The sequence below is a fragment of the Bartonella sp. AP88HLJMH genome, assembly GCF_042195605.1.
In the GTDB taxonomy this organism is placed as follows: Bacteria; Pseudomonadota; Alphaproteobacteria; order Rhizobiales; family Rhizobiaceae; genus Bartonella.
This window is the reverse complement of the sequence record NZ_JBHIOR010000024.1, coordinates 1-13,155: the sequence shown is the minus strand read 5'-3', so window position 1 is coordinate 13,155 and position 13,155 is coordinate 1. Positions and strand designations below refer to the sequence as shown.

The window sequence follows — 13,155 nt, the reverse complement described above, 5'->3', positions numbered from 1 at the left end:
TTTAAAATGAGAGAATCTTACGTTATTCAGGGTTCTCATTCAATATGAATAACGCTAGATTATCATTATAAATCAATACGTTGTATCTTTAAGGAGAAAATTAGTTCCTTTATATGAAGTGATCAATGATCGTTTAGGTGATGTGGTGAATTTTTTTTCGGGTGTTGCAACGCCATTATTACCCTTTCATGGATCTGTTGGAGTTCCAGGTGAGTAGCCGTGAGGCGTTTGAACGGTTACGCACCCAAGATCCCAAGACCCTGACAGATTTAGAGCGGGCATTGCGGTTTTTATATCTGCAGCGGTTGAGTTTTGGTGGCAAAGTGGCAAAACAGACGTTTGGAGTTGATCCACACTGTGGTGCACGGTTTAATAGTCTCAAACTTGAAGCCTCCTTAAAGCTTATTTACCGTCGTTTAGCAGGTGTGACCATTGAACATTTAGATTGGTTTGAGTTTATTAGGCGCTATGATCGTCCCAACATCTTGTTTTACCTTGATCCGCCTTATTGGGGTGTTGAGGATTACTATGGCAAGGATTTGTTTAAGCGAGAGGATTATCAGAGGATGTCCACACTGCTTGCACAATTAAAGGGAAAGTTTCTTCTGTCACTCAATGATGTGCCGGAGATTCGCAAAAGCTTTAGCCCATTTAAGATAAAAGAGGTCACCATATCTTATACATGCAGTTCAAATAATCCAATTCCAGCTCAAGAGCTTATCATCTCAAATTGCGACTTTTAGCAAAGGAGAAAAAGCTGCCTTAAAGGGTCTTTAAATGATCTTTGAAGACCCTTTGAAAACCCCTTTAATTTTTTAAAAAAGACGTGAATTTTAAAAATGAATTGCTGCAAAACCTGCTGTCAAATTCTGCAAAACCTGCTGACAAGCTACATACAAGACATATAGAATCAATAATTTATAGCACGACAAAAGTGCTGTGGCGGAGGGGGTAGGAATGCTATATTTATATAAAATCAATAGATTATATAGAAGTTCGGGAATTTTGATTCCGTTGATTCTTTTAACTTATTTTCTGCCTATCCCGAACCTTTTTAGAGCTTATTCTCGATCATTTAGTTCTAAATTTATCTTTTATTTTCTCTTCTTTCAGATATTAAGAAAGATGGCTGTGAGAGAAGGAATTGTGTTAGAGATCTGCTAAGGTTATTGTGTTTCAAAGGTTGCTTTTTAACACCTTTTGAACTATATTACCACCTTATTGTAAGGTAGGAGTATAGTCATGGCTACAACTGTTAAACTGTCTGATGATCTCATTAATGAGGCTAAGCGTTACGCGTCTGTTTATAGCCGCTCGGTTCCTAAGCAAATTGAATATTGGTCGCGTATGGGCAAAATAGCCGAAGAAAATCCAGATCTCTCCTTTCAATTTATTCAAGCAATCTTACTTGGACAACAAGAAAATGCAGATGGCGATGTAACAGCATTCGAATTTGGCTGAATCTATGCAAGTTTTACAAACCCATTCATTTAAAAAAACTGTCAAAAAACTGCATGCCAACCAAAAACAAGATCTAGACCAAGCTGTTCGCGTCATTATGAAAACGCCCACCATTGGTCAAGCCAAAACAGGTGATCTTTCTGGTGTTTTTGTCTATAAATTTAAAATGGCCAAGCAATTGACGCTGCTTGCTTACAGCTATGAAGATCACACGATTACTTTGACCTTGTTAGCACTTGGCTCTCATGAAAATTTTTACCGAGATCTTAAAGCATAATATATTTTACAACTTGATAGAGGCACACAGCATTAATTTTACTAAAGTTCTCCAGTGCTAAAGGTATTAAACCAAAATTTATAGACATGATCAAGCTATATTGGGCACCTAATTGCGGCATAATATTTTTAGCTAAACCGATTGGAGGACTTTGCAGCAAAGGAGTACTGCACTCATCTGCTATTACATACCTCTAACTTGAGTTAAAAACAAAGCTCTTCCGTACACCCCAACAAATGGCTTTGTCATGATAGAACTTTACTAGATTAGAGGTAAGTCAGTAGCATCTGTTATAAATTTAACGCTTCGCACTTTCCTCGGTAAATTCAAGCCGCAAAATACTAAATACAACTAAGTCCTATAGCTCAATGCGCACATAATCATGCATGGTGTGTTTCTACGCTCAACAAGTTACACCTCAGTTCTCTTGCGCAAATACGAATAAGAAGGGTTTAATTTGCTAATTTTAGCTCAGTCTTAAGTACAACGTCTGGAAAGGCTACACGTGCCTGCTGCATCAACGTAATATTAATGCCATAGAAAAATCCCTTACTATCTGCTATAGCTTCATAAGGATTGCCTATAATGTAAAAAATGAAAAATAATATAAAATAAATTTACAAAAATGATTGACTAGGATATTAAAGCACGATAGCAATTCATGTGTAAATTATAAGAAAAATACTTATGAATTGGGCGTGGAGCGTTTACGCTCTATGGAATTGGTCGAGACCCCTTCAATTCTTGAAGAAATGGCCGATGTTGCCCCTGATCTCGCAAAATTCATCATCTCTTTTGTGTATGGAGAAATTTATGAGCGACCTCACTTAACAAGCCGTATTCGGCAGCTTGCCACCGTTGCCATCTTTGCAACTCTCGGTAATGCAAGACGGCAACTCAAATTCCACCTTACCAGTGCTCTTAATATTGGGTGTAGTCCTGCTGAGCTGATTGAAGTAATGATACAGTTGGCACTTTATGCAGGGTTTCCAGCAGCCTTAAATAGTGTTTTTGCTGCAAAAGAGGTCTTTGATGAAAAGAACTAGACTTCATATCTAGTTGCGGCTCGCCATTAGTATGCGAGGATCGCTACGAATCTGGACTGAAGGCACTAGAACATATTGATGGCCCCGATGGACAAATGATTATTAAGACACTGGGTAGCATTGCTCCAGACTTAGCTCGTTTTGTTGTTGAGTTTGGGTTTGGTGATATCTACACACGGCCTATCCTCAACTTCTTTGAACGGGAAATTATAACGGTGGCAGCGTTAGGAACTGCGATTCCACAGCTGAAGCTGCATATACAGGGTCTGCTTAATGTAGCTGGCACGCCCGAACAGGTGATTGAATTAGCAATTCACATTGCTCCTTATGTAGGCTTTCCTGCAGCGATTAATGTCGTTGAAATTGCTAAAGAAGTTTTTGCCTCACGCAAGGAGACATAGAGAAATTTATTTGCCAGCAACATCATTATTATCAAAAGCGTGATACTTACGAATTTAATTTTTTTCTTAATTTCAAGAAGAATTTAATGTCTACACCGTATCTTTTAATTACAGAAATATATCCTAAAGAAAACCAAACTCTTACAGTAGCTAAGAAATGGAGGCAGATCACAGCAGAAAAATCTGAGCAGCAGGCTACGGTGTTTGTATCTCTTGATAATAGGACTGTTCTGCAGTTGAGAGCCTTGCCCTCATTAAAACAGATTGAGAGCTTGCCGGGAATATGGGAGCTTGAATTAAAATTATTGGGAGAAGATCTTGTGAACGACTTTCGTCGTCAACTTTTGACCTATGTTGAATCGGTAAAAGTGCTCAAGCAGTCTTTGCCTAGCACACCGTATCTGCAGCTGCGTCATATTGAGGTTCCTCCAAGCCGTTTTACCTCCTACCGCCAATGGCGAGACAAAACCATTTTTGACGTAGTACGCAAGGCATCTGAGGTTGAAGAGTTTATTGCTTATCATTCCATCATTAGTACAGAGCCGGGTGTTATGTTTCTCTCCGGTTTTTCTGTTGATCCTGAGATCTATAAGAGCCTTTTTTCTTCTCCGCGCTATCAAGAGATAATTAAAAAGGCCGGAGACAATTTTATCACGGGTGGAGAAGGTGGACTTTATACAAAAATTTACAAACGCTTTATTAATTAACAACGAACTACGGCGACAGCTGTAAAACTAAGCTGCAGCTTTTGGTTTGAGTGGAGGGTAGTGATTGCTAAAAATGAGCGCTTACTCTTCTATAATATTACCGAAAAGCCATGTATGTTTTAAGTAATGTAATTATTTTGGTAAATTTTTGCTTATATTTGATCAATAACGTAGTTACCGATTTTTAAAGCCATATAATAATTTTATGAAGAGTATGTTTTTATTTCAAATAAATCAAAGAGATATAAAAAGAGAGTTAAAATTAGTTATAATTTTGAGGCAGGGAGCACAATGAAAAATACATCTAATAAGAAAATTTTTATAGTTGGCAATAAATTTCATGAATTTAGTATACATGAAAACGTTAAGACTTTTTGGGAAATTTTAGAGATGATACGTACAAATTCCTTTGCCAATTTACCTAGTAATAGTCAACTTGTTAGCGGTCAAGGGTTAACAGAAGTTCAAGCTCAAGCTCTTTATGACCAAGGACTATATCCACTCGCAGCCCACGGGATTGATATTTCTCCTCTACTACAGCGTCCACTTCGCGTTAGCCGCCTGCAAAGTCATAAGCACTACATCAGAAATGCGATTATCTCTCACCCGAAACGTTTAGATGAGCATAATTTTGAATCTCACTTAATATTGGATGAACGGTCAGAACTAATGAATGATCATCAAACTGGACAACATATACAAGGTATGGTGTTGATTGAAGCAGCTCGTCAAATGTTTTTAGCAGTTACTGAGGAATATTTTATCGGAGATAACTGGACGGAGCCGTATTACTTCGTGTTAAATAGCCTGGCTGCCAATTTTACAGGGTTTGTATTCCCTCTTGACGTTGTTTTTAACTATCGAATTAACTCTAGCGATATATCCAGATTATCTCGCCTTCACTTCGATATAACTATATCAGTTAACCAAGGCGACACGAGCGCCGCTACTCTTTCCTTTCAGTTTACTGCTTATCATGCAGAAAAACTAAAGAAGAATGAACACAAACAAGCGATTAAATTTCTTAACAAGCAAACAGGTAGGGACTCTATCTCGCGGAAAGCTGAGAACCTTGAAAATGTTTATCTTGCGTAGAGGCATTATCTATGAAAACAATAATGTACGAACTAAGTTTGACTACACAAGGACCGACTTATCCCCCGAGCGAAGTAATGGATGAAAAGGGAAATTTTATTGTTATTGGACAAATCAATCGCATGAATTCCCATGGAGAACTTACCTCAGAGTGGGGAAGAGCTTTGGTATCAACCTCTACTGTAACTCCTGAATTCGGCAAGAATGCTCCCTACGATATCATAAAAGAACTTTCAGATCCTCTTTCTAGTAGTGATGCCTCTCTTGTATTACATACTCTGCCCTTACCATTACCATGCAATAATTATCCAGTAATATTTGCACCAGCGCAATGCCCCAATGCGAAAAATATTTATCTGCCAAGCTATGGCTTCCATGAAGTACCAATACCAGACGCTCGAAACCAAGATGGTAGAAAGATTACTGCGCCGATAACCCTTGAACAATGGTGTAAAGCGAAAGGATCCATGGAAGTTTCCGTCCCTAACGACCAACGAACAGGACATTTTCGTTTTGAATTTTTGGGGTTAATTCCTAACAGTCTTTACACAATTATGGCACTACGGCAACATGATCTGAATCCCCATGCACCTACACGACCCGGCCCACTTGGTCTTCCCAATATACTACTGGCAGATGCTGATGGGCATGCCTTTTATCAAGCAATATTACCCAATCCGTTTCCATCTGTGAACGATCCCTCTGCTAATCGAATAGTAAATATCGTCTTGCTTTGGATGAGTTATCAAATGAATCGAGGCGGTGCGATCGGATGGTATGGCTTAGGAGGGGATGTCCACGCGCAGCTAAAGCTCAAAAAAACAGGTTTCTGGGAATTCACAACAAAGGATTAATATTACGAATAAATCATATCCATGCTTATAAAGAACAAACAACATTATAAAGTATTTAATTTTTTTTGAAGGGAGAAATTAATAATGAGCCTTGCGTATGCATTCTTCGATGTAGATGGCACCCTTATTCGGAGCAAGAGTATGCTCGCTTTCCACGATTTCTGGTATAAATCTTGGCTAGGTTTTTCAACCAACGCTCACCAAGAGGAATATGCAGATACTACTGCTATTTTACGTGCACACCATGATAACCAGAGTCCGCGCAGCGTAATAAACCGTCGCTTTTATGAATTTTTTGCCGGACGTGCTGTAGCAGAAGTAACAAGATGTGCAGAAACTTGGGCAAAGCGCGCGTTGATTAATCCTACTTTCTTAATCCAAGAAGTAGTAACAGAACTAAAATCCCATCATAGCAAAAAAATTGAGCCGGTCTTAGTATCCGGCTCTTTTATAGAAATTCTAGCCCCCATTGCAGAACATCTAGGTGTACCTTACATCTTGTCCACAAAACTATTGCATGATGGGCAAAAATATAATGGCCGTTTCGTCCCTCCGCAAACGATCGGCGTTGGAAAAGCGCTTGCGATTCAGGATTTTATTGAAAAACATGGTGGTGACCTTAAGAACTGCTGGGCCTACGGTGATGATATTTCCGATGAGCATATGCTGAAGCTTGTAGGTCATCCTGTCGCTGTTATTGGCGATCCTTTGCTTGAGGCGTATGCTCACAAGCATGGTTGGCGCTGTTTAAATCTACCTAAAGAATCACAAACTCTAGCATTCTCCTCTAAAAAGGTATTTCCTTTTAATGAGACGTCTTTACATGAAATATCAGTTCTTTAGTTATTCAACCTAATCACAATAAACTTTAAGGCTATCTTATTATTTAAACAATTTAATAATACTCAATATATTAAACATAATACAGTAATACATAATGCATGGCTAAAAATAAACTAGCTGAATATTAATGATTACAACTTCAGGTATAGAAAATGCTAAACGAAATGATAAAAAACACGACCGGAATTTACTCACAACAACAGAAACGTATTTTAGTCACAGGAGGCGCTCGCGGCATCGGTAAAGCAATTGTTCTAAACTTATTGAAAAATGGTCATAAGGTAGCAAGTGCAGACATCATTGACATAGAACTACCAACCTCCATCGATACGGCAGGCTTATGTAAATTGATTGTTGATATCCGCGATAAAGAAGCCATTGACTCTTCTGTCCATAAGGTTATCTCAGAATTTGGTGGTCTTGATGTCTTAGTTAATGTAGCAGGCATTTGTTATAGTGGCGATCCAGAAACAATTGATGCTCAAGAATGTGCTGAAACATTTGATGTGAATATTAAAGGAATGTTCTATATAACAGCTGCTACTTTACCCTATCTAAAAAAGGAAATTCGCGCCGATATTATAAATATTTCATCCATATGGGGTGTAGAATACAATCCTTCTTTAATTTCATATTCTTCTTCTAAATTTGCTGTAGAGGGCTATACTGGTGGGTTGCGCTTATGGGGAATGCCACAAAATATTCGTGTTTGTTCAATCCAAGTTGATAAAGTTAATACGGATTTTCGTCGCAATTTTAAAGGATTCCCAGAGATACCTCCAGAGAATCTTGCCAAAATGCTTCACCCAGATGACATTGCTTCCGCGGTCAACTTTATTCTTTCCTCATCTAATACCGCACAAATTTCTTCTATACGTCTCGATGCTCCACTTTGGTATCAAGTATAAGGATCTATCCAATGAAAATCACGCCCAGAATAGCTCTTGTCTTAACCCTCGTAGGAACCTTTTTTTGGGGTTCCAATTTCCAAGCCACTAAGATAGCTTTAACGACTGTTTCTCCATGGACAGCTTCTTTTGAGCGGTTTCTCATTGCCGTAATCGCCATATTTTTAATTATGATTTTCAAAGAAGGCTTGCGGTGGCATGTTTTATCGCAAAATTTTATTTCTTATATTTTCCTAGGGATTATCGGTGTGGCAGGGTTTAATGGCGCTTTATTTGTTGGCTTGCAAACGTCAAATCCCATAACAGCCTCCCTCATCATGGCGACAACCCCTATTAGTGCTAATATTATTGAAGCTATCATGAATAAATCTTTCCCAACCTGTGAGAGGGTTATAGGGATGCTCATTAGCATGTTCGGGGTCTATTTAGTCATAACAAATGGGAGATTTTTGTCTAACCATGTTTCCTTTGCCAAAGGAGATATTATGATTCTTTTAGGTTCCATTGGTTGGGCGTTCTATACCGTGGGCACGCGGTCATTTGTCAAGAACGCAACCCCGCTTGAAACAACAAGCTGGACGATGCTCTCTGGCACCGTCGCCCTTGGCGTCCTAACCTTTTTATTCGAATCCCCTCTTCAAGAAACGATGTCTATGTCCGGCGCTAGTTTATTCGCACTCCTTTGGATGGGGGTTGCAGGATCAGTTTTAGCCTACCTATTTTGGAATATTGGAATAGCGATCCGAGGTCCGGGTAAGACGGCGATATTTTTCAATTTTGTACCTATTTCAGCCTTATTGGTGCAAATCCTGTTCGGCTTCATCCCTCAAATCATGCAAATCATAGGCGTTTTTATTACGATTTTTGGAGTTCTAATCGGACAAGGCTATATATTCAGCTTACTAGGATCTAGAAAAGCCGTTCCCAATGCGCATAAAGAGTAATATACTTTTTAAGATGAATGGAAATTGGCGTGTTATTTTTCGCTTTATCGGAACAGATGTGGAGCTTGTTGATTATCAAGATTACCATTGATGAAAGGAATGAAAACAAATGACGCATAACCCCGCCCATTCTAGTGAAGTTCTAAAAGTAGCTTTTTTAGAAGAAATGGGGATAACAATACAAAAATTAGCGTATCGTCTTCATATAACAAAATACGTATTTATTGTCAAATAATATTTTATCTTTTTTTGATATTTTTTTGTATTTTTTAAATACGTTGTGTATTGATAATATCTTATGATTATGAATTGCTTCTTTTATATTTATATGCTTTTAAAGCTATATTATAGGTTTTATGAAACGATTGCGTTATTTTCTGAATCTATACATTTATAATATTTTAGAAACGCTCTCATAATGCGTATTTTAAACTTTATAACCTATCAATTTTGTCACTAAATGGTTTTTAAGATTTCTGTTAATTTCTTTTAATAACACATTTTAGACTTAACAGCCTTTTATAGGGACTGTCTTTATAACAAACGATTTCATTTGCATTTTTGCTTTCTCTATAGCTGTTATGTTCTTTATAGCCATGGCATCATTTTCCATTTTCATAAGAGAAATGATAAATAGAATATATGATAATTATGATTTACTGCTTTTTATGAAAACATCTAAAGAGAGAATGATAATTATAGAGATGAGCAAAATCCCTTTTAATAAACTTTTGTCATTTTTGTCAGTTCTTTTTAGAACCTATATCATTTTTTTTAAATGAGAGAAAATTAAAATCATTATATTTCAATAAGTTAAGTTTTATGAATTTTTCAAAATACAACTTATTAAAACAGCCATAACAAATAAATACAACTGTAAATATATATTTGTCAGTTTATGTCAGTACATTGAATCGACAAAAGTGATCATTTAGTGAATGATTAAAACATGTCTTATGAGAGTATGTAACCTTTAAAGCCTTTCAAAAGAAAGGGATTATAATCATAATAAATGCTATCAAGACCATTATGGTTATGAGTTTTTGGGGGGGGGGAGGTGCTTTTTACGCCCCCCTTTACATATTTTTCAATAAAAAATAAAAGTCATTATATTTCAATATGTTATTTTTTATCAATTTTTCAAAAAACAACCTATATCAATAGTACAACCTATAAATTCAACTAATGCTCTATGTTTTGTAAGGGTTTTGGGGGGGTAGAAACATTCAAAACCTATAAGTAATATAAGAAAATGAATATACATAACCCTCTTTAAATAAAGCTTCTGATAACAATAAAGCACTCATTTTAGATTACGGTTTAATCTTTTAAAGGCAATGTAAAAGAAGCGTATTCACTTTAAGATGGGATTTCTTAAAAGTCTTAAAGCAATTCAAAGTAGAGTATTTAAAAGTGTAAGTTTCTTCTTTTTAGAATAATGCATATAAACACTCCTTTTAAAGATTGTATCTAATCAACTTAACAAGAGAGGTATAGATTATGGTTATAAGATTCTATACCCCTTTGTGAGTTTAGCAAGCCAAGTCTATTCAGTTTCTCTAATTTCTAATTTTGGTAAGTTCTTAACAATTTTCATTGTCTCTAAACTTACGGTAATAACCCTCTGAAATAACTCTAGAGGGTAGGCAGGGTTGCCAATGGTTTCAACAGCATAACGATTGGCATCATTAACAATGCCACTCTTTTTATCAGTCTTTACACATTGACGCCCCATAACCCATTCAAGAGCGGGTTTACCATTGACGATATACTCATAAGCGTCAAGAGGGATATCTGTTATTGTGATATTGTTATTATAAATAACAGTGGTTTTATCTTTCTCTTTACCTGTTTTTGCGAATTTCATTTCAGTCATGTAATAGAATTTTTCTGGATTAGAGATCTCTGTAACTTTTGGATTACCTTTTTTAAAGGTTACGGGATAAGGTTTTACAGTTTCATAATTCACGTGCAAATGATCCAGTTCACGCCCTGTTACAACAGAGTTCCGTTTTCGTATAGGGGGTTTAAGTCTCTTCAAAAGAATTAAAACGAAGCTTATTAAATCCATTTTGAACGAATTGAGAAAAAATGCAGAAAAATGCTAAAAAAGCCGATAATTTTTTCAAAAGAGTTTTTAAATGCTGTTTATCCGCAGCCCATGAGAGAGATCAGATCAGCAAAATAGTGAAATTTGCTGTTTATTTTAGGAAAAAAGACAAATGAAGCATGTGCTTTTAAAATATCATAATGATTATTTTGATAGGTTTTATGAGTCACTAAAGTAATCTAGTTTGTTAGTTCAATTTACAGACACAAACTGAAAAATATATATTATGGATTGTATTTAAGGTTGTATTGTCGATATAGGTTGTATCGTTAAAAATACTAACATATTGAAATATAATGTTTTTAATTTTCTCTCATTAAAAAAAATAATATAGGAGCTAGAATGAACTGACAAGACTGACAAAACTCTTCTGATAAGGTCACTCAGATCATTTGCTTTTGGAAAAAAGTTCCTTGATGAGAATGCCATAAAAAGAGTTTTGCGTGGTTGTCTTAAAGACTTCAAAAGAGATTTCTTTATTGTTTTATGCTGTTGTTTTTAACCAAAGGATGCCATTCATACCGTCTATCAGGACGCCGACCTAATTCATTCCCCTCTATAGGAAATTCACGAATATAGTTACAACGACATAAAAGCTCTAAAGCTTGCTTAACGGTTTGATTATCTTTTAAATGCGTCCAACTTCTTTGATGAATATCACGTAAAGTAAAGACATCGGGTAAATGATCACAGCGCTCGACAATCAATTTTGCCCCCTCTGTTGCTAAGCTATCCGCCGCCGCATAGAGCCTTTTGACATGACTGAACAAATATTTTTCCCATCGCAAGGCTGTTTGAAGGGCACCTTTATTGATTTCAAAACGCCCCCCTTCGATTAATTCAAAAATCAATGCAAGACTTACTATGGTCTTAGGCATTTTCAAAAGATGCGATTGTAAGCTTTCTGAGTAACTACCTCCTTTTGCCTCTTTATGAAGATGCTCTAACCATTCATAAAACTTCACTTGTGCTTCAGCAGAAAAACGCATGATCAGCGGCTGTTCGGGAGACCCTAAGCGTTTATCACGAAAAGAACGAAAAACCCCTTCATACTTTTGCCACCCCTCTTGATTAGGCGGTCTATCAATCACTTGCCACTCTTTATTGTCATCGGGCCAGACAATCATTTGAAAGCGTTGCAATAAACCGTCATCGTTTATCCCACGGTGTATTGCTTGAATAAGGGGAATAATGCGTGAAGGTTGAATGCCTCCAATCATGGATAAGGTGACATGGGGGATAAAAATGGTTCCCCGCCCAATCCGGTCATAAGTAAATTGACCATCTCCATTAAAAGCTTCCAAATAAAAGGAACGGTCTGTTTGATATTCCTTCCGTTCCATATCTGTTAAGAAACCGGATAATTCATCACGCACCATCAAGAGACCACGGGGGTTTTCTTTTAAAAGTTCCCCAAGCTTTTCCACGCTCGTATCATTGACAATAAAACGGGAGACATCATCATCATGCGCATTGTCTTTAGAGAGGGTTTCAGACAAAAGAGCACGGGCTGTTTCAAGATCTCCTTTTTTGATTGCTTTATGGGCTTGTTTTTTCTTTTCGGATTTGTCTAAAGTTTCAAGTATCTCTTCAATTTCTTGTCTCTCTTTCTGCTTTAGCCAGTCTTTATACCATTTCTTTTGAAGGCAAGTGATGGGAGTTAAAGCGGCTTGCATGGTAGGTGTTTTCATGGTTGAAGGTTGACCAATAAGAGCGCCCCAGAGATTAGGGACAATCTTCCAATCATCATGTTGTTTTGGAGCAATCCGCACGCCATTGCCGATGAGAGCAGCCAAGCCACACAAAGCAGCGACAGCCACAAAATCGAGAGGCGCTTGTTGACGGTCAGCAACGTCATAAACATAGCGACTTAAAGTTAAAGGCATTTGCGCAGCATGAAAAGACTCGACGGGTAAGAGAGTATATTCAAGTGGTTTTAATTCCCCCCAACCGTTTTGTTGCAATGCTTGTTTATAAGGAATGGCTTCTAAACAAGTCTTATCATTTAAAGAGCCATTATCGTTATCATTGCATGAAACATTTTGATTGTTGGTATCTATAATATTGTTTTTATTCTCTCTCATTTATTTATACCTTTTAGTATCAAAACATCATTGAAATCTAGACCGTAGGGGGCTTGCATGATAAAAACCTCAAAGCCTTGTCTATAGGCACGTGCAGCGAGGGTAAAACCTGTTTTACGCCCCGCATCATCGCCATCCATTGCAATGGTGAGACGGGCTTTTGTAAGAGGTAAATTCACATGCATCATGCCATGGGTTGAAAGAGACGCCCATAAATTCACGGGCTCTGGTAACAGCCCAGACAGCAGAGCCAGACCGGTTTCAATGCCCTCACAAATGACCAGATGTTTTGGATTGGCTTGGCTTAAATGCACAGCACCACCCGTGACAGATCCCAACATAGCTTTGGCTGGTTTTTGATCTGTTTTGCAGCCATTGTCTTTTAAAAAGGTTCTATGAATGGCAAAGGAGCCAGCCCCCTTAAC

Annotated in this window: 12 protein-coding genes and 4 pseudogenes; 13 read left to right on the top strand and 3 right to left on the bottom strand. The window is 37.3% G+C overall.

Annotation, left to right across the window (positions count from 1 at the left end; translation table 11 throughout):
* Nucleotides 1–58: 58 nt before the first annotated feature.
* From ACFIMA_RS08510 to ACFIMA_RS08450, 13 genes and pseudogenes are all read left to right on the top strand, one after another.
* Nucleotides 59–743 (top strand): annotated as a pseudogene (locus ACFIMA_RS08510) (DNA adenine methylase).
* 499 nt (nt 744–1,242) lie between these two features.
* Nucleotides 1,243–1,461, top strand: coding sequence for a TA system antitoxin ParD family protein (locus tag ACFIMA_RS08505; RefSeq protein ID WP_005773872.1), 219 nt, complete (start codon nt 1,243–1,245; stop codon nt 1,459–1,461).
* Entirely contained in the window at nt 1,454–1,738 is a 285-nt protein-coding gene (locus ACFIMA_RS08500) for a type II toxin-antitoxin system RelE/ParE family toxin (protein ID WP_246054788.1), read from the top strand. Before ACFIMA_RS08505 ends, ACFIMA_RS08500 begins: the two co-directional genes overlap by 8 nt.
* 716 nt (nt 1,739–2,454) lie before the next feature.
* On the top strand, nt 2,455–2,784 hold the full coding sequence (locus ACFIMA_RS08495) for a carboxymuconolactone decarboxylase family protein (RefSeq protein WP_375693349.1): 330 nt from the start codon (nt 2,455–2,457) through the stop codon (nt 2,782–2,784).
* A 95-nt stretch (nt 2,785–2,879) separates the two neighbouring features.
* Nucleotides 2,880–3,185, top strand: coding sequence for a carboxymuconolactone decarboxylase family protein (locus tag ACFIMA_RS08490; protein WP_375652557.1), 306 nt, complete (start codon nt 2,880–2,882; stop codon nt 3,183–3,185).
* 86 nt (nt 3,186–3,271) lie between these two features.
* Nucleotides 3,272–3,892 carry a hypothetical protein gene (locus tag ACFIMA_RS08485; RefSeq protein ID WP_273758245.1) on the top strand — a complete coding sequence of 207 codons (621 nt, stop codon included), beginning with the start codon at nt 3,272–3,274 and terminating at the stop codon, nt 3,890–3,892.
* 291 nt (nt 3,893–4,183) lie between these two features.
* Nucleotides 4,184–4,987 (top strand): AfsA-related hotdog domain-containing protein, encoded by an 804-nt coding sequence (locus ACFIMA_RS08480; RefSeq protein ID WP_375693348.1) that lies wholly within the window; start codon nt 4,184–4,186, stop codon nt 4,985–4,987.
* Between the two features lie 23 nt (nt 4,988–5,010).
* Nucleotides 5,011–5,841, top strand: coding sequence for a hypothetical protein (locus ACFIMA_RS08475; protein ID WP_330167542.1), 831 nt, complete (start codon nt 5,011–5,013; stop codon nt 5,839–5,841).
* Nucleotides 5,842–5,925: 84 nt separating this feature from the next.
* Nucleotides 5,926–6,684, top strand: coding sequence for an HAD family hydrolase (locus tag ACFIMA_RS08470; RefSeq protein WP_375693347.1), 759 nt, complete (start codon nt 5,926–5,928; stop codon nt 6,682–6,684).
* A 152-nt stretch (nt 6,685–6,836) separates the two neighbouring features.
* Nucleotides 6,837–7,592 (top strand): SDR family oxidoreductase, encoded by a 756-nt coding sequence (locus tag ACFIMA_RS08465; protein ID WP_375610911.1) that lies wholly within the window; start codon nt 6,837–6,839, stop codon nt 7,590–7,592.
* Between the two features lie 11 nt (nt 7,593–7,603).
* Nucleotides 7,604–8,536: a DMT family transporter gene (locus tag ACFIMA_RS08460; protein WP_375621810.1), complete on the top strand. Its 933-nt coding sequence runs from the start codon at nt 7,604–7,606 to the stop codon at nt 8,534–8,536.
* Nucleotides 8,537–8,549: 13 nt separating this feature from the next.
* Nucleotides 8,550–8,627, top strand: a pseudogene (locus ACFIMA_RS08455) (Killer protein); the annotation flags it as partial.
* An 18-nt stretch (nt 8,628–8,645) separates the two neighbouring features.
* A pseudogene (locus ACFIMA_RS08450) lies at nt 8,646–8,750 on the top strand (transcriptional regulator); the annotation flags it as partial.
* Nucleotides 8,751–10,082: 1,332 nt separating this feature from the next.
* On the opposite strand, the pseudogene ACFIMA_RS08445 reads toward ACFIMA_RS08450, so the two are convergent.
* The 3 genes and pseudogenes from ACFIMA_RS08445 to ACFIMA_RS08435 form a co-directional block, all read right to left on the bottom strand.
* Nucleotides 10,083–10,538, bottom strand: a pseudogene (locus ACFIMA_RS08445) (type ISP restriction/modification enzyme); the annotation flags it as partial.
* A gap of 584 nt (nt 10,539–11,122) precedes the next feature.
* The gene (locus ACFIMA_RS08440) at nt 11,123–12,730 is read right to left on the bottom strand and encodes a YfjI family protein (protein WP_375693751.1); all 1,608 of its coding nucleotides are present in this window, start codon (nt 12,728–12,730) and stop codon (nt 11,123–11,125) included.
* Nucleotides 12,727–13,155, bottom strand: a 429-nt coding sequence (locus ACFIMA_RS08435) for a toprim domain-containing protein (protein WP_375693750.1), incomplete at its 5' end; no start/stop codon positions are given. The genes ACFIMA_RS08435 and ACFIMA_RS08440, both read right to left, overlap by 4 nt.